This window comes from Paraburkholderia sp. CNPSo 3272, assembly GCF_024206495.1.
Taxonomy (GTDB): Bacteria; Pseudomonadota; Gammaproteobacteria; order Burkholderiales; family Burkholderiaceae; genus Paraburkholderia.
This window is the reverse complement of the sequence record NZ_JAMBPQ010000014.1, coordinates 96,772-114,143: the sequence shown is the minus strand read 5'-3', so window position 1 is coordinate 114,143 and position 17,372 is coordinate 96,772. Positions and strand designations below refer to the sequence as shown.

The 17,372-nt window shown below is 63.3% G+C and carries 11 protein-coding genes; 5 read left to right on the top strand and 6 right to left on the bottom strand.

Going from position 1 to position 17,372, the window contains the following annotated elements:
• Positions 1–2: 2 nt before the first annotated feature.
• Together M3I53_RS18950 and M3I53_RS18945 are read right to left on the bottom strand one after the other, a co-directional pair.
• The gene (locus tag M3I53_RS18950; protein ID WP_254317417.1) at positions 3–2,498 is read right to left on the bottom strand and encodes a PAS domain S-box protein; all 2,496 of its coding nucleotides are present in this window, start codon (positions 2,496–2,498) and stop codon (positions 3–5) included.
• A gap of 163 nt (positions 2,499–2,661) precedes the next feature.
• Positions 2,662–3,414: a response regulator gene (locus M3I53_RS18945; protein WP_254317416.1), complete on the bottom strand. Its 753-nt coding sequence runs from the start codon at positions 3,412–3,414 to the stop codon at positions 2,662–2,664.
• A gap of 539 nt (positions 3,415–3,953) precedes the next feature.
• Here M3I53_RS18945 and M3I53_RS18940 point away from each other — a divergent pair.
• Together M3I53_RS18940 and M3I53_RS38655 are read left to right on the top strand one after the other, a co-directional pair.
• The gene (locus tag M3I53_RS18940; protein ID WP_254317415.1) at positions 3,954–4,268 is read left to right on the top strand and encodes a DUF4148 domain-containing protein; all 315 of its coding nucleotides are present in this window, start codon (positions 3,954–3,956) and stop codon (positions 4,266–4,268) included.
• Between the two features lie 483 nt (positions 4,269–4,751).
• Entirely contained in the window at positions 4,752–4,859 is a 108-nt protein-coding gene (locus M3I53_RS38655) for a helix-turn-helix domain-containing protein (protein ID WP_368605321.1), read from the top strand.
• Here the strand turns inward: M3I53_RS38655 and fumC are convergent, their stop codons facing one another.
• The 4 genes from fumC to M3I53_RS18920 form a co-directional block, all read right to left on the bottom strand.
• Positions 4,860–6,365, bottom strand: coding sequence for a class II fumarate hydratase (gene fumC / locus M3I53_RS18935; RefSeq protein WP_254317414.1), 1,506 nt, complete (start codon positions 6,363–6,365; stop codon positions 4,860–4,862).
• A gap of 460 nt (positions 6,366–6,825) precedes the next feature.
• The gene (locus tag M3I53_RS18930; protein ID WP_254317474.1) at positions 6,826–7,770 is read right to left on the bottom strand and encodes an AEC family transporter; all 945 of its coding nucleotides are present in this window, start codon (positions 7,768–7,770) and stop codon (positions 6,826–6,828) included.
• A 74-nt stretch (positions 7,771–7,844) separates the two neighbouring features.
• Positions 7,845–9,179 (bottom strand): NAD(P)/FAD-dependent oxidoreductase, encoded by a 1,335-nt coding sequence (locus M3I53_RS18925; RefSeq protein ID WP_254317413.1) that lies wholly within the window; start codon positions 9,177–9,179, stop codon positions 7,845–7,847.
• Between the two features lie 73 nt (positions 9,180–9,252).
• Complete coding sequence (locus M3I53_RS18920; protein WP_254317412.1) at positions 9,253–10,905, bottom strand: NAD-dependent malic enzyme; 1,653 nt, start codon at positions 10,903–10,905, stop codon at positions 9,253–9,255.
• 508 nt (positions 10,906–11,413) lie between these two features.
• Between M3I53_RS18920 and M3I53_RS18915 the strand changes: the two genes are divergently transcribed.
• Genes M3I53_RS18915 through M3I53_RS18905 form a run of 3 tightly spaced genes read left to right on the top strand, consistent with a single transcriptional unit; the run spans position 11,414 to position 17,363 of the window.
• Entirely contained in the window at positions 11,414–14,572 is a 3,159-nt protein-coding gene (locus tag M3I53_RS18915; RefSeq protein ID WP_254317411.1) for an efflux RND transporter permease subunit, read from the top strand.
• Complete coding sequence (locus tag M3I53_RS18910) at positions 14,569–15,849, top strand: efflux RND transporter periplasmic adaptor subunit (RefSeq protein WP_254317410.1); 1,281 nt, start codon at positions 14,569–14,571, stop codon at positions 15,847–15,849. The genes M3I53_RS18915 and M3I53_RS18910 overlap by 4 nt, the downstream gene beginning before the upstream one ends.
• Positions 15,846–17,363, top strand: coding sequence for an efflux transporter outer membrane subunit (locus M3I53_RS18905; RefSeq protein WP_254317409.1), 1,518 nt, complete (start codon positions 15,846–15,848; stop codon positions 17,361–17,363). Before M3I53_RS18910 ends, M3I53_RS18905 begins: the two co-directional genes overlap by 4 nt.
• Positions 17,364–17,372 lie beyond the last annotated feature (9 nt).

Here is a 17,372-nt window from a genome sequence, read left to right as displayed (position 1 = left end):
GTTCAGCGCGCCGTGGACACCTCCGGTGGGGTGGGGGGCGGCAGGTCGGGCAGCAGGTGCTTCAGCGTGCGCGCCAGCTCCGCCCTGGGCAACGGCTTGCGCAATTGCACATTGACGCCTGCCTCGCGCGCCTGCGCTTCGAGCGCGGGGCTGCTGAATCCGCTGACAAGGATGATAGGTATGTCTGCGCGAAGCGAGCGTATCATCCGCGCGAGTTCGACGCCGGTCATCCCGGGCATGGTCTGGTCCGTAACGACCGCGTCGAAGCGTTGAGGGTCGGCCCGAAAAGCCTGCCACGCCGCGTTGCTGGAGACGAAGCCTGCAGGTTCATAGCCCAGTTCCGCGAGGCGCTCTTCGCCGATCCTCACGAGCGCTTCCTCATCGTCGACGAGCAGGATTGCCTGCCCTTCACCGTAAGGGCAGCCCTTGTCGTCCTCACGCGGTTGACTGGCGAGCGAATCGGTTGTCGGTAGCAGAAGCTCGAATCGGCTTCCTGCGCCAACCGTCGTCGTTACGTCGATTCCTCCGCCGTATTCGCGAACGATTCCGTCCACGAGCGCGAGTCCCAACCCCGTTCCCTCGCCTGCCTTGCGCGTCGTGAAGAAGGGGTTGAAGATGCGTTCGAGGAGGTCGGGCGCCATGCCAACGCCGCTATCGGATACGGCGAGCCGCACGAAATGCCCCGCTTCCACGGCAATGTGCGAAAGCGAGCGCGCGGCGCCCAGATCCAGCGTGTCCAGGACTACCTTGAGCGTTCCGCCGTCCGGCATCGCGTGGACCGCATTCGCGCAAAGGTTCATCACCAACTGGTCGATATGCGCCGGATCGCCTTCGATGCGGGCCTCTGGTGCGTTCAGTTCGACTTCCAGCCGGATGCCGGCAGGAAGGCGCACCTTCATCGCTTCGATCGCGTCATGGACGACGGGCTGAACGTGTACGGGCTGCCGGGTCGTCAGTCCGCTGCGGCTGAAGGTGAGAATGCGCTCGACCAGCGCGCGCGCGCGGTCCGCCGATTTGAGAACCTGCGCGACATAGCGCTGCTGAGGTGTCTCGTCCGCGAGGGCCTGGAGCGCGAGTTCGCCATAGCCGACGATCGCGCCGAGGATGTTGTTGAAGTCATGGGCAATGCCGCCGGCGAAGGTGCCCAACGCCTCCAGCTTCTGCGACTGCCTCAGCTGGCTTTCGAGCAGACGGCGCGCCTGTTCGTCTTCGCGGCGCTGGGTGACGTCCTCCACGGTCGCCACGATGACATCTTCCTGGCGTGCCGGATCCTTGCTCGACGCCTCCTCCGACACAGTCACCAGCGCGAGGCGCACGTCGGCCCAGACGGTGTATCCGTCGCGGTGCTGGTAGCGCTTTTCGAAGCGAACGCTCTGCAAGCCGCCTTGCAGCAGCCGTTCGAAATGTTGCCGGGTAAGCTCGACATCCTCGGGGTGCGTGATGTCGGTCGCCGACAGGTTCTTGAGTTCCGCCGAAGAGTAGCCGACCATGCGTTGAAAAGCGGGGTTGGTGGCGAGGTATCGCCCGCGACGCCGCAACAGCATGATTCCCGCCGGTGCGTTGTCGAACACGGCCCTCCAGCGTTGCTGGCTCGACTGGAGCCGGTGCGTGAAGCGTCCGAGTTGCTGCAGCCGCCTCATGAGCGCGATGCCGAGTCCCACCACGAGAAGCGACAATGCACCGGTGGCCATGAAATCGTAGATCGTGGATACGCGCCATGTCTGAAGCACCAGTGCCTCGTCTCGGGTGACGTCGACCGCCAGCTGGAATCCGGGCACCTGCTTGCGGGCGGAGAGTACTGGCCGCCCAAGCCCGCCTGCTTCCTTTCTGCTTTCGGACGACACGACCGGTGCGCCGTCCTCGCGCAGTAGCGTGATGCCGGTGCCTTCGTCCGAATCGACCCGCCTATAAAAGTCGCGAAAGTAGCCGTTCTCGATCAGCGCGACCACGGCGCCCGCGAACCGGCCATGTTCGTCCTCCAGACGGCTGGCCATCGCAAACGTGGGCCGACCGTCGACTATGCTGACGAGCGGCTCGCTCACCACCAGCGCGTTGCCCGATGCGCGCTGCACGGCCCTGAAGTAAGCCCGCTGTGAAACGTTGGCGGCGGGGCTGCCGGGGAGGGTCGTTGCTATCCGCCGGCCAGTGGCATCGACGATGTCGAGTTGCCTGACTTGGGGTACGCCGGCCATTTCCTCGCGAAGAAAGCGGTTCGCCGCCTCCTGGGAGTCCTGTGCGATCTTTGCGTCGAGCGCCCAGCCGGAGGTGCGCCGAAGAATGAATTCGACGCCCTGCAAGGAGCGGGCGGTTTGCTCCGCCAGTGCGCTTGCGAGGCTGGACAGTTCCCTGCCGTTGGACTGGAGCACCAGTTGGCGCGATCGAAGGCTTTCCGTGACGGCGCCGATCCACAAAAGGACCACGATCAGGCATCCGCCCGCCGCCAATAGCCTGTACCGGTGCGGCCACGCAAACCGGCGCCTGATTCTTTCGGTGCTCATCGAGGCTTTGGTGTTCAGTTAGAAACGGTCAGACAAACGCGGGCCACCTCGTATTGCTTCGAGTCATCCGACGTAGAGGGGGCAGTGTCGTATTCCGGCGGAAACATTCTTGCGAACCGGTATTGCATGTGAAACTCAGGCGATGCGGCGAGAAAGCTGCGGGTCAGCGTTTTTCCCACTCGACCTGGGCGGGCAGCTTGTCCACCTGCGCGGTAAAGACGTAGCCCGCGCCGCGTTCGGTCTTGATGTAACGAGGGTTCGACGGGTCTTCCTCGATTTTTCGGCGCAGCCGCAGAATTTGCACATCGATTGCGCGGTCGTAGACCTCGTCGTAAAGCCGGCTCGATTCGAGCAGTTGATCTCGCGTCAGGACCATGCCGGGCGAAGCGAGAAACGCGGCGAGCAGCGAAAACTCGCCGTTGGTCAAGCCCACCGGTTCGCCGGCTGGGGAGAGCAGGCGTCGTGTGTTGATGTTCAGTTCCCAACCGGCGAAACGGTAGCCTCGCGCATTGGCCTGCCGCCCGGTGGCAACCTGGGCGGTCTTCGATCGGCGCAGAAGGGCGCGAACACGCGCCAACAGTTCGCGGCAACTGAACGGCTTGGTCATGTAGTCGTCCGCGCCCAGCTCCAGCGCCATCACACGGTCTGCCTCTTCCTTTCGGCCCGAAAGAATCAAAATGGGGAGCGTTGATTGTTCACGAATGCGGCTGGCGATTTTCATACCGTCTTCGCCCGGCATGCGCAAATCCAGAATGATCAGATCGACAGCACCGTTCCTGAGCGTGACCGCCATTTCCGTCCCGTTCGCCGCCGCGGAGACGCGGAAGTCGTTCTGTCCGAGGTACTCGGTCGTGACGTCGCGAATGGCGGGATCGTCATCGACGATGAGGATGTGAGGCAAGGTGACGTCGACCATGACTGAAAAGCTCGAGACAGTGAATGCCTGGCGGGTTAGCCCATGCGATCGGCGGTTGCCGGTTCGCGTTGCCGATCGTTCAGACAACGTTGCGTAAGGAAGGTCAGCCTGCTGATTTGACTGTACGCGGATTTTAACGGTTGTGCGGAATCAGCATCAACACCGCCGCCAACGTTATCCGCATTGCGTGGATCGCGCAATCGGCGAGCGGTGCGCAAATGCATCCGTCACCTATTACGGATGTCATTCTGAGTCGACGCTGCAACGCACCTTAAACAGCAATTGATGATGGCCTCCTCGGGGGACCGGCGATTGCCGTGAACCGCCCCGGGGTTTGGTGGGGGCTCTAACTCTTGAGAGCTTCATCGCCCAATAACGTTCGGATCAGCCAAAACTGTACCGGGGCTTTCCTCTCCTTCCGGAAAAGTCCCCTTCGGAGGTGCGCCTTAATCTTCGGCAGCTACTTAATTAGACTGTAGTCACTGGTTTACGAACAGGGCTGTTCGTAGCAGAACTGAACAAAGTCTGAGGTAAGTAACATGAAGTCCCTTATTCAAGCTGTTGTCGTTGCCGCTGCCCTCGTTGCTCCGGTTGCTGTATTCGCTCAATCGAACCAGCCCATCACCCGGGCGCAGGTACGCGCGGAGCTGGTCCAGCTCGAGAAGGCTGGCTATCACGTCGGCGACGGTGACAACACGACGTATCCCGTGCAAATTCAAGCAGCTGAAGCCAAGGTTGCTGAGCAGCAAACCGCCGCAAATGGCGGATACGGTGGTGCTGTGAGTGGTTCGTCTGACGCAGGACGCTCCGCAGTGTCGAAGACCGACTTCAACTCGACGTACAGCCATCATTGATGCATTGATCCCGGACGCACGGGCAGGATGTCAAAAGTGTCTGGCCTGAGCATGGCAGGCTGAGCGCGCACCACCCCAGCGCGTTCTTGTTTAAAGAACTGGCTCGCTAGCGCGGCAATGTCCGGCAGTGGGCCAGCTTCAATTCGAATACCTCCGCCATTGGCCCCCTCCGATGGCTTCGCCCGGGCCTTCGCGGTCCGGGCGCTTTTTCCGACGCCGGACGGGTACGGGCAGCTATCGCACGCGGTACGGCGACCACCGTTAAGCGGGCCGGTGCCGAGTCACTACCCGGCAACCCCAGCGCGGCCCCGAGGCTGCGCTCATACGTGAGCCCACCGTTCCATAGAGAGCGTTTGCTTCAGATTGGGATCGGGGACTCATGAAGCGATTCGTTGAGTCCCGCATAATGGCCTCCGGCGATCGGCCTCTCGAATCGGAAAGCATAGGTCTTGCCTCCTGAATCGGCATGCGGCTCAGCAAGACGTGCTGTCGGAATCTAGAATTCTTCGGCTGAAACACTACGGACACGACGTTCAAACGGAGAGAGAGGCGGAAACCCGTGAGCACGGGGAAGGGCGTGTGTCCGGGTGATTAGCTGTGGGCAACGTATGGTTGGACCATCTTGCGCGGGTCCACGATCCGATCGAACTCGGCTTCCTGGACGTAGCCGAGCTTGAGCGCCGCTTCCTTGAGCGTGAGGTCGTTGTCATAGGCGTAATGCGCGATCTTCGAAGCCTTGTCGTAACCAATGACCGGCGAGAGGGCGGTGACGAGCATCAGGGAGCGGTCCACGTACTCCTTGATCTTCTTCAGGTTCGGCTTTGTGCCTTCCACGAGAAACTTGCGGAAGTTCGTGCACGAGTCCGTCATGATCGTGATCGAGTGCGTGATGTCGAAAATGATGAGCGGCTTGTACACGTTCATTTCCAGGTAGCCGCTTGCGCCGCCGATTCCTGCGGAAACATCGCTGCCCATTACATGCGCGGCCACCATGGCGAGCGCTTCCGCCTGCGTGGGATTGACCTTGCCGGGCATGATCGATGAGCCCGGCTCGTTTTCCGGGATGATCAGTTCCGCAAAGCCGGCACGGGGGCCGCACGACATCAGCCGGATGTCGTTGGCGATCTTGTAGAGCGACACGGCCAGCGTGCGCATCGTACCCGAGAGGTGAACGAGCGCATCGTGGGCGCCCTGCACGGTGAACTTGTTGGGGGCGGTCACGAACGGCAGGTTCGTGAGACGCGCAATTTCCGCGGCAACCGCGGCCGCGAACTGCGGCGTTGCGTTCAGGCCGGTGCCCACCGCCGTCCCTCCGAGGGCAAGGCGGTAGACGCCCTTGAGCGCATCGTCGAGCCGTTCGAGGTTGTCGATCAGCATGCCCTCGTAGCCGGACCACTCCTGACCAAGCGTGATGGGCGTCGCGTCCTGCATGTGGGTGCGGCCGATCTTGACGATGTCCATCCAGTCCTTCGCCTTCGCGCCGATGGAATCGCGCAGGTTCGCCACGGCGGGCATCAGGCGCTGCTTGACGTTAATCGCGGCTGCCATGTACATGGCGGTGGGGAACGAGTCGTTGGACGACTGCGACATGTTCACATGGTCATTGGGATGCACGGGCGTCTTGCTGCCGAGCGGCGTGCCCGCGATCTGGCAGCAGCGGTTCGAGATCACCTCGTTGACGTTCATGTTGAACTGGGTGCCGCTGCCGGTCATCCACACGTGCAGCGGAAACATGTCCTGGTGCTGGCCGGCGAGGATCTCGTCGCATACCTTGACAATCAGGTCGTGCTGCTCGGCGCCGAGGCGCCCTTGCGCGAAGTTCACGTTGGCGGCCGCCTTCTTGACGAGTGCGTACGTCGCGATCATTTCGCGCGGCATCAGATCCCCGCCGATGCTGAAGTGCTCCAGGGAGCGTTGCGTCTGCGCGCCCCAAAGCTTGTCCGCCGGAACGTTGACGACACCCAGGCTGTCCGTTTCCTGCCGGAAAGCGTTGGCCGACCCGGCGGCGCTTTCGCCGGAGTGCTGGGCAAGTGCGGCACCGCTCGTCAGGGCGAGCGAGGCGAGCAGCGTCGACTGCATCATTTCTCTTCGGTTCATGTTCGTAATTTGGCCTGGTCGTTGAAAGGATGTCCGGCTGGGAAAGCCGACATTTCGAAGGCAGTGCCGCAACGGCGATCCTTCGGCCCATGCACGCAGCCTGCGCGCCTGTGGCGGATTCGTTGCGTCGGACCGCGTTCGATGGGGATATTTCAACAACCGGGGATTATTCGACGGTTTCAGCTTTCGGCTAACCAATTGCGACTGAAACCCATCCTGCGAACCGGTATTGCATGTGAAACTCAGGCGATGCGGCGAGCGAGCTGCCGGTCAGCGCTTTTCCCACTCGACCAGGGCGGGCAGCTTATCCACCTGCGCGATAAAGACGTAGCCCGCGCCGCGTTCGGTCTCGATGTAACGCGGGTTCGCGCAATTGGCGAGCGGAGTTCAACGCTGTCCGTCACCCATTTCAAATGCAATCCAGTGAATCGAGCTTTGCCATCTGCGTGCGAACTCGCTGTCAATGTGCGGCATGAAGGTAGGTCATCAAAACCGAAAGCGAGACCAGGGAAACCGCGGTGGAGAGCAGAATGATGCGCGAGGTCAGCGATGCATCGCGCTTGTAGTGCTCGGCCAGCATGTAAGGCCCGGTGCCGGTCGGCAGTGCGGCCAGCATCACGACGATCTGGGCCAGCGAGGCAGGCAGCGCAAAAACGCGAAACGCGAACCACCAGGCGACCAGTGGCTGCATCAGCAGCTTCGCGAGCATTAGCAGCACGCTATCGCGCGCCGTGCCGCGCGCCGGACTGCGTTTTTCGGCAAGGAACATTCCGAGCCCCACGAGCGCGGCCGGGGTTGCGGCGCCGCCAAGCAGGCTCAGGAACGAGCCGGCCGCTCCGGGGAGTTTCAGCTTCAGTCCGGACACCAAGGCTCCCGCAAGCGGGGCAACGATCATTGGGTTGCGCGCAAGCCCTCTGACCACCTTGAGTACCATCTTGAGGCGGTTTGCCTCCTCTTGCAGGCCGAACTCCATCAGCACGCAGGTGACGCCGAAGAGGACCGTTGCGACCAGGATATTGACGATGGTGGCCGCCGTGAGGCTCGCGGGCCCGAACGCAAGCAGGCACAGCGGGAAGCCTATAAAGCCTGCGTTTGGATAGGACGCAGCGATGGCGTCGATGCTGGCATCGGCCAGGCGGCGGCCCGAGATCATGCGCCACACGAGCACGGCGGCAAACACCGCGGCGCATGACAGGGCAAATGTCGTGGCCAGTGCGGGCTGGTCGAGATCGTGCCATGACGTGCGAGCCATGGCGGAGAACAGCAACGCGGGAAACGCCAGATGAACGACGAACCGGTTGAGCTCCGACGCCGCCGCGGGGCCGAACCAGCCCAACCGGCGGGCGACGAAGCCCGCCGCGATCAGGGCGAAGATGGGCAAAAGGATATGCGCTGCAGAAGCCACTTTGAGGTTACCTTTACGTTTACTTTCGGCACAGACTACGGCCGCGCCGCGCGCGGGGGCGCCGCGTCGTCGCTTCAATGCAGCTTGATGCGAGGGCACGTCGACCGGCGCAGCCAGTTCGCCACGGTGTCGAGCGCCATGCGCCGGATGCCGTACAACGCCGCGACGTGCATACGCTCGAGCGACGCGTACAAACCGCGCGCAACCCAGCCGGCGACATACATGCCCTCACCGCTGCCCGCCACGAGGTTTCCGACCGCGCCGAACCGGCTAAGCGAAACCAGAGACCCAAAGTCGCGATACTTGAACTGTGGCAGCGTCTTGCCCTCAACCCGGCATGTGAGCGCTTCGACCAGAAAGGCGGCCTGCTGATGCGCGGCTTGCGCGCGCGGCGGCACGCCGCCGCTTTTTCCCGGCCATTCGCAGGCTGCGCAGTCGCCGAGCGCGAAGACGTCGTCGTCGGTTTCGGACTGGAGCGTGTCGCGCACGACCAGTTGGCCGCGCCGATTGACGTTCAAGCCGTCGAGCAGGGAAAGCACCGGGGGCGCCGTCACGCCCGCGGACCAGACCGTCAAGTCCGCGCGTATCCGCTGGCCGCTGCCCGTGAGGACACTGCCGGGGAGCACCTGCGCGACGGACTCTCCCACCATCAACGTCACGCCCAGCTGGTCGAGACGTTCAGCCGTTGCGCGCGCCACGCGCTCGGGAAGCGCTGGCAGGATGCGCGGCCCCGCCTCGATGACGACGATTCCCACGTCGTGGGTCGGGTCAAGATCGTGAAGTCCATATTGCGACAATTCGCAGGCGGCGTCGCGCAGCTCCGCCGACAGTTCGACGCCCGTTGCCCCAGCCCCGACGATGACGACCTGCATGCGCGGCGCGAGGGCGCCGTTCTCACTGCCGCAGGCCGGCGCGGCCCCGCCGGCCCGTCTGCACGCTTCGATGAAGCGCCTGCGAAAGCGCTCGGCCTGGGCGACCGAGTCGAGCGCGATCGCATGACTGGCCGCGCCCTCCACGCCGAAGTACTGAGTCGTGCTGCCGATAGCGACGACCAGCGTGTCGTAGTCGAGCGCGCGCTGCGGCAACAACTCGACACCCTGATCGTCATGCACGGCGCCGAGCATTACCTGCTTTGACGAACGCGAGAGCCCGACCAGCTCGCCCTGATGGAAATCGAATCCGTGCCAGCGAGCCTGGGCGGCATAGGAAAGCTCGTGGGAGGCCGGGCTCATGCTGCCCGCCGCCACCTTGTGCAGCAGGGGCTTCCAGACATGGGCGGGGTGGCGGTCGACCAGCGTGACGCAAACATTGCCCTCGCGTTGACGCTTGCGCAGGCCGAAGCGGTTGCTCAGACGGGTCGCCAGCTCGAGGCCTCCGGCCCCGCCGCCTATGATTACGATGCGATGCATTCAGGCACCTGCCTTTCCATGGGTTCGATGTCGGTGCGCCAAACTGCGCCGGGCGGCGCAGTTCGAGACGCGGTCATGCGGCGGCGCTGAGGTCCGCGATGCTCCGATAATCCGCACGATATGCGCATGCGCGAATGTGAGCGGCCATGTCGGCGGGGCGCGGCGCACGGGCAAAGCCATGGTCATGGATGAAGTTCGCCACACGGGTGGCGACATGCAGCGAAGCTTCGAGAATCGATTGCTGCGGCGGATAGATCAATCCCTTCTCCAGGTCGGAGGCGGATACCTGTTCGGCTACTGCCTGCGCGGCAACGATGAACATTTCATCGGTCACGCGGGTGGCCTCGGTCGCGTAGATCGCCATGCCCAGTGCGGGGAAGATATACACATTGTTGCCTTGCCCCGGGACGAAGGTGCGGCCGTTGAACGTCACGGGCGCGAACGGACTGCCGCTCGCGAAAATCGCACGGCCATCGGACCAGCGATAAGCCTCCTCGGCCGTGCATTCGGAACGCGAGGTCGGGTTCGAGTAGGGGAAGATGATGGGCCGCTCGTTGAGCGCGCTCATGGCTTCGATCACGTCCTTGTCGAACAGGTGCGGGACGGTGCTCACGCCGATGATGCCCGTCGGGCGCAATGCCCGGATCGCGTCGACGAAGCGGTCGACCGGTGAGTGGTCGAGCGCGAAGGGGCGCTGGAAGTCGGCCAGATCGTCGCGCGAACTCACCAGCAGGCCGTTCGCGTCGAACAGCGCGGTGCGTTGCAGCGCTTGTTCGCGCGACAGCCCCTCCTGCATCATGGCCTGCGTGATCAGGCCCGCGATGCCGGTTGCCGCGGCGCCTGCGCCGAGGAAGAGGAAGCGCTGTTCCGAGAGTTTCTGACCGGTGATGCGCAGGCCGCCATAGATGCCGGCGAGGGCGATCGCGGCTGTGCCTTGAATGTCGTCGTTGTACGTGCAGATGCGGTCCCGGTAACGGGCAAGCAGCGCGACCGCGTTGAAGTTCGCGAAGTCTTCCCACTGAATGCAGCACTTCGGAAAGCGCGCCTGGACCGCTTCGACGAATTCCGCCAGGAAGGCGTCGTATTCTTCGCCGCGTACGCGCTCACGGCGCAGGCCGAGATACAGGGGGTCGTCCAGCAGGGCCTGGTTGTTCGTCCCGACGTCGATCATGACCGGCAGGCAGACTTCCGGTGGGACACCCGCGCAGGCGGTATAGAGCGCGAGCTTTCCGATCGGAATCCCCATGCCGCCGACGCCCAGGTCGCCCAGTCCCAGAATGCGCTCGCCATCCGTCACCACGATGAAGCGAACGTCTTCGACCGGCCAGTTGGCGAGGAGTTCGTCGACGCGGCCGCGAGCCGTGATCGGAAGATACACGCCTCGCGTCGCACGGAAGATATGGTCGAACTTCTGACACGCCTCGCCCACGGTCGGGGTGTAGACGATCGGCATGAACTGGGCGGGATCGGACATGACCGTCGCATAGAACAACGTTTCGTTGCGGGCCTGCAGATCGGACAGCAAGAGGTACTTCTGAAGGTCGTTGTCCAGTGCTGCGACTTCGGCCTTGACTCGCGCGACTTGCCGGTCCAGCGGCAGCACCGTGGGGGGCAGCAGCCCCTCGAGCCCAAAGCGGCGGCGCTCCTCTTCGCTAAAGGACGTGCCCCGGTTGCTGCGGGGATCTCGAAGGATTTGACGTGCGGTCCGTGTGTTACTCGTGCTCATAACATGCTCCACAGTTTTTTCACATGACATCGGCGGCAGCCGCCCGCAAGCGAGCGGTTGTTACGCCCCAGGCAATGTCCGGTTGATGGTTGCCTGCTTTCGGGACTCATTCTTGTTCCCCTGAGGCAGGGTTGTCCATATCTCCCGATTTACAAATGAAATCTGCGTGAAGTCATAGATAAAGAAATGCCCTTGGCAAATGAATTTTAATTTACAAAGGAATGCGAAATACTCTGGAAGACTCGTGCCCGGCTTGATCCGGTGACAAAAACGGGGAGACCTCTTCGCAATCGTTACGACTGTAACCGCTTACGCGCCGCGTTGAAATGGTTTGCTAACCGTCGGACAAAATACTCCACGTTCCCCCCCATCGCCAAGGAAGGCCCAATGCTCGTGAAATTTCATTTAGTTTTCTCATCGGGATTGGCATCGGCGGTATCTTTCAACGCCTCGCTGTATCACGCTAGACATTCGAACTGACTGAACCAGACGTTGCGGACACCCATTCATGAACGCCATTGTCCTCGTTGCGCTGCGCCGTCCATTGACCTTCGTGGTGATGAGCATACTTATCATCCTCGGGGGGCTATCGGCAATCAGCAAGACACCCACAGATATCTTTCCTGCCATCCGTATTCCCGTTGTCGCAGTCGTGTGGACCTATACCGGGCTGATGCCGCAAGACATGTCCGGGCGCGTCGCGTACTACTACGAACGCGCGCTGACCGCCACAGTCGACAATATCGAACACATTGAGAGTCAGTCGCTCTATGGGCGCGCCGTCGTGAAGATCTTCTTCCAGCCCGGCACCGACATCGACGCGGCGCAGGCGCAGGTGGCCTCGATCTCACAAACCGTGCTCAAGCAGATGCCCGCGGGCATTACGCCGCCGCAGGTCCTGTCGTACAGTGCCTCATCCGTGCCGGTGCTCGATCTGCAGGTGTCGGCGTCGAACATGACTGCCGCCCAGGTCTACGACATGGCATCGAACCTTATCCGGCCCGCGCTGGTGTCGGTGCCCGGCACGTCAATCCCGAGCCCGTATGGCGGTGCGCCGCTGTACGTGGAGGTCGATCTCAATCAGGCGGAGCTGCTCGCGCATGGCCTTTCCGCCGCGGACGTAGCCGCGGCGCTGAGCCACGAGAACGTCGTGCTGCCGGCGGGTGACCAGAAGATCGGCGCGCTCGATTTCATGGTGGAGACCAACTCCACGCCGGTTGCGGTATCGACGTTCAACAACCTGCCCATCAAGACCGTCAATGGCGCCACGGTCTACCTGCATGATGTCGCCTATGTCCACCGCGGTCCCTCGCCGCAGATGAACGCCGTGCTCGTCAAGGGCAAGCAGTCGGTGCTCATCGAAATCCTGAAGAGCGGCAATGCTTCGACGCTAGCGGTGGTGGCCGGCGTCAAGAAGGCGCTGCCCGCCATCGAGCGGACGCTGCCGCCCGGCGTGAAGATCACGCCGCTGAACGACGCATCGGGCTTCGTGAGCGACTCGATTCGTGAGGTCGTGCAGGAAATGTTGACGGCCGCCGTCCTTACGGGCATGACGGTGCTGCTATTTCTCGGCAGCTGGCGCTCCACGATCATCGTGGCGACCTCCATTCCGCTGGCGATCCTCTGCTCCGTGATCATGCTGCACCTGACCGGGCAGACCATCAACGTGATGACACTAGGCGGTCTGGCGCTCGCGGTGGGCATTCTCGTCGACGATGCCACCGTCATGATCGAGAACATCGACTCGCACCTTGAGTCCGGTGCGGAACTCGAACCTGGCATCATCGCGGCGGCGAACCAGATCGTGGTGCCCACACTGGTGGCCACACTTTGCATCTGCATTGTCTGGCTGCCGATGTTCCAGCTCGGCGGCATCTCAGGCTACCTCTTCCGTCCGCTTGCGGAAGCCATCATCTACGCAATGATCGCTTCGTTCATCCTCTCGCGTACGCTCGTGCCCACCATGGCTGCGTGGCTGCTTCGCGGCCAGGTACACGGGCACGGCGGCGACCACGGCAATCCCGGGTTCTTCAAGCGGTTCCAGCGGGGCTTCGAGCGTCGTTTCACGAGGTTCCGCGAGCGGTACCGGGTGGTCCTCACGAGCGCCGTGCACCATCGGCGCCGTTTCGTGCTGGTATTCGTCGCGTGTACCGTCGCCTCGATGAGCCTGATCGCCTTCCTCGGGCGTGACTTCTTTCCCGGCATCAAATCCGGCGAGATCGCGATGCACATGCGCGCGCCGATCGGCACGCGTCTGGAAGACGCAAGCCGTAACGCAGTGCTCGTGAACCAGGCGATCCGTCAGATCCTGCCGGGCCAGGTGACGAACCTGGTCGATAATTGCGGCCTGCCGGCGAGCGGCATCAACGAAGCCTACAGCGCGGACGGCACCATCGGGCCGCAGGACTGCGACATTGAAATTGGTCTGAAGAACGATGCGTCGCCCGTCGACGATTACCGCTTCAAGCTGCGCCGCGAACTGCCGAAGCTGTTCCCGAGCACCGAATTCTCGTTCTTGCCCGGGGACATCACGGCGAAGATCCTCAACTTTGGACTGCCCGCGCCCATCGACGTGCAGATCTCGGGCCGGGGGCAAGCGGCCAATATGGCGTTTGCACAACAGCTCGCGGCGCGCCTCAGGAAGGTTCCGGGGACCGCGGACGTGCGCATCCAGCAGGCATTCAACGAACCGACTCTGCTCGTCGCCGCTGACCGCTCTTTTGCCTCGGGCATGAGCCTTTCGGAGTCCGATGTTGCGAACAATGCGCTCGCGACGCTCTCGGGCAGCGGCCAGACCGCGCCGACCTATTGGCTGGACACGACGAGCGGCGTTTCGCACCTCGTCAACATGCAGACGCCTCAGGACCAGCTCACCTCGATGAACGACCTCGAGACGATTCCGATCGACGAGGGGACTGGCGCACCGAGCGGCAAACGCATGGAACTGCTGGGCGCGCTTGGGCGCATCACACAGACGGGCACGCCGCTGCTGGTGTCGCACTACAACATTCTTCCGGTGGTGGATATCTACGTCAGCAATCAGCGACGCGATCTGGGCGCCGTGTACGACGACGTTCAGCAGGCCATTCACGAGATGGCGCCTCAACTGCCGCATGGCGCAAGCGTCCACGTGCGTGGACAGGCAACGACCATGATGAGCGCCTACATCGAGCTGATAGGCGGGCTGGTGGTATCGGTGCTGCTGGTCTACCTGGTGATTGTCGTTAATTTCCAGTCGTGGCTCGACCCGTTCATCATCATTACGGCGCTCCCGGGCGCGCTCGCCGGCATCGTATGGAGTCTGTTCCTCACGCACACGCACCTCTCGGTTCCGGCGCTCACCGGCGCCATCATGTGCATGGGCACCGCCACCGCCAACTCGATCCTCGTCGTCTCGTTCGCCCGCGAACGTCTGGCGGCGCACGGCAACGCCGTCGCGGCCGCGATCGAAGCGGGCTACGCGCGGATCCGTCCGGTCATCATGACGGCGCTCGCAATGATCATCGGCATGCTGCCCATGTCCTTCAGTAATTCGCAGAACGCCCCGCTCGGCAGGGCCGTAATCGGCGGCTTGCTGGTCGCCACGTTTGCCACTTTGCTATTTGTTCCCTGCGTCTTTGCCATCATGCATCGCAGCGACAAGAAAGCCACGGAGTCTCATCAATGAACGTACATCGCGAGGTAGAGCTGGAGGCCCAGGCTCCGAGCCGTACCCGACCCAAGCTGATCGCGGCGGTCGCCGCCTTGATACTGGGAGGGCTGGTGATCCACGGGATCGTCGAACGCCACGACAACGTGGCAGATCTGCAGAACGTCGCTGACCAGGACGCCATTGCCCCCGTTCAGGTGACCTCCCCGGCCGCGGGGCCGGCGACGCGTTTGGTTACGCTGCCGGGCAACGTCAAGGCGTGGTACACCGCGCCGATCTATGCGCAGGTATCGGGCTATGTGCACAAGTGGTACGTGGATTACGGGGCGTTCGTGAAGGCCGGCACGTTGCTTGCCGCGATCGATGCGCCGACCGTCGATGCGCAATACCAGGCCGCGCTCGCGAAGCTGGCGGTCGCGAAGACGAACAGCGTGCTCGCCGACGTCACCGCCACGCGCTGGAAGGCGCTTTCCGGTACCGAAGCCGTGTCGCAGGAGGATGTCGACATCAAGGTGGCCGATGCCGCCGCGAAGAAGGCGCAGGTACAAGCCGCCCAGGACGAGGTGCAGCGCGACCTCGCGCTGACGAAGTTCGAGCGCATCGTAGCGCCCTTCGACGGCATCGTGACCGCGCGCAATACCGACATCGGCAACTACGTGAGTCCCGCGGGGGGCGATGTCAGTTCGCACGGCGCGGCGGCCGAACTGTATTCGGTGGCCGACGTGCACGCCATGCGCATCTTCGTTTCGGTACCACAGGATTATGCAGCGATGCTGAACCCGGGGCTCCACGCCACGTTTACGGTGCCCCAGTATCCGGGGCGCGTATTCGATGCACAGCTCGTGACCACGGCCAACGCATTCGATCCACAGACGAGAACCGTGGTGGCCGAACTGGTCGCACAGAATCCCGAGCATCTGCTGTGGCCCGGCACCTATGCAACGGTGCACTTCGAGGTTCCCTCGGACAAGAACGTCCTCGTCATTCCTGAGCAGGCGTTGCTGTTCCGCGATCAGGGCATGCAGGTCGCGCTCGTCGATTCGCATGACAGGGTCCACCTCCAGAACGTGAAGCTCGGACTCAACCTCGGTCAGGACGTGCAGGTCGTGTCGGGCCTCAAGTCCGACGATCGCGTGATCGTCAGTCCGTCCGCCGGGATACTCGAAGGTCAGCAGGTGCGCATCGTGAGCGGCGTGCCGGGCATCGGGCCGGGCAACGCGGCTGGAACCCCCCAGGGGCAACCGCAGGCGCCAGTGCAAGCGCACGCCGACAATGCGGGGAATAATCCAAAATGAAATCTCCAATCAAGATCGCACTGCGCCGGGCTGGCGTACTGCTGGCGCTCCTCGCGCCCCTCGCCGCATGCAGTCTCGCGCCGACCTACAAGCCGCCCAAAACGGTGCTGCCCGACAGCTACCAGGGGACCGGACCGTTCGTGCTCGCGCGGCCCGGCGATCAGCTCTCGCGCGGCCCCTGGTGGGAAGTTTTCAAGGACCCGCAACTCGACACCCTGGAACGCGAGCTGGATACTTCGAATCCGACACTGCGCGCCGAGCAGGAAACGTATACGCAGGCGCGCGACGTCGTGGCCGAGGCCCGTTCGCAACTGTTCCCCCAGTTGAGCGCGCAGGCGTTCGCGACGGACAACGGCTTGTCGAAGCACGCACTCTTTCACAGTGCCAGTTCCGGATCGCCGCTCGAAGAGTCTTCACTGGGATATGGCGCGGCCGCGACCTGGGAGCCTGACCTGTGGGGCGAGATCCGTAACCGGACGAACTATGCGAAGGCCAACGCCCAGGCTGCCGCGGCCATGGTCGCCTCGGCGCGGCTTAGCCTCGAAATGGAACTGGCGGACGACTACGTGAAGCTGCGAGGTCTGGACGAGCAGCACGTGATCTATACGAACACAGTCCGTTCGTACAACGAGGCCCTCAAGCTCACTTCGCTGCGCTACAACCGGCAGATCAGTCCGGGCCTCGACGTTGAGCGGGCGCGCAACCAGCTGGCCGCCGCGCAGGCAGCCGATACGGAGATCGAGGCGCAGCGCGCCGTGCTCGAGCATGCGATCGCGGTGCTGGCGGGCGTCAATCCGTCGACGTTCACCTTGGCGCCCGAGGGGCTTGCGCATCTGAGCATGCCGGTCGTTCCGGTTGGCGTGCCCTCTGCACTGCTGCAGCGGCGCCCGGACATCGCGGCGGCGGAGCGCAGGATGGCTGCCGCCAATGCAGCGGTGGGCGTGGCGCGTGCCGCGTTCTACCCCAATATCGATCTGGCCGCCAGCTTCGGCTTCGAGGACAACGGGCTTGCGCTCGCGGCGCTGCCGGAAAGTCTGTGGTCGGTAGGCGCTTCGGCGATGTTGCCGCTGTTCGAGGGCGGCCTGCGCCGGGCAGAGCTTCAGCAGAGCTGGTCCACCGTGCACCAGGCCGCCGACAACTATCGTGCGACCGTGCTGGATGCATTCCGGCAGGTCGAGGATGAGCTTGCACTCACCGACAAGCTCGCGACGGAGTACGGACAACAACGCGACGCGGTCACCGCGGCGGTGAAGGTCCAGACGATCGCGATGGAGCTATACACGAGCGGCCTCGACAACTATCTGAACGTGACCGTGGCGCAGGTCGCGGCGCTCAACGCGGAGTTGTCGGCGGCGAAGGTGCATGCAAGACGGCTGCAGGCGGCTGTCGACCTGGTCGGCGCGTTGGGGGGCGGCTGGACGGCGGCGGCGCTGCCGACGCCGCAGGAGACCGTCCCGTTTTCGCCGCTCGCGCTGCACTCATCGCACGCACCGGCGTCGATGCCAGCAGAGTAGGGGCTCAGG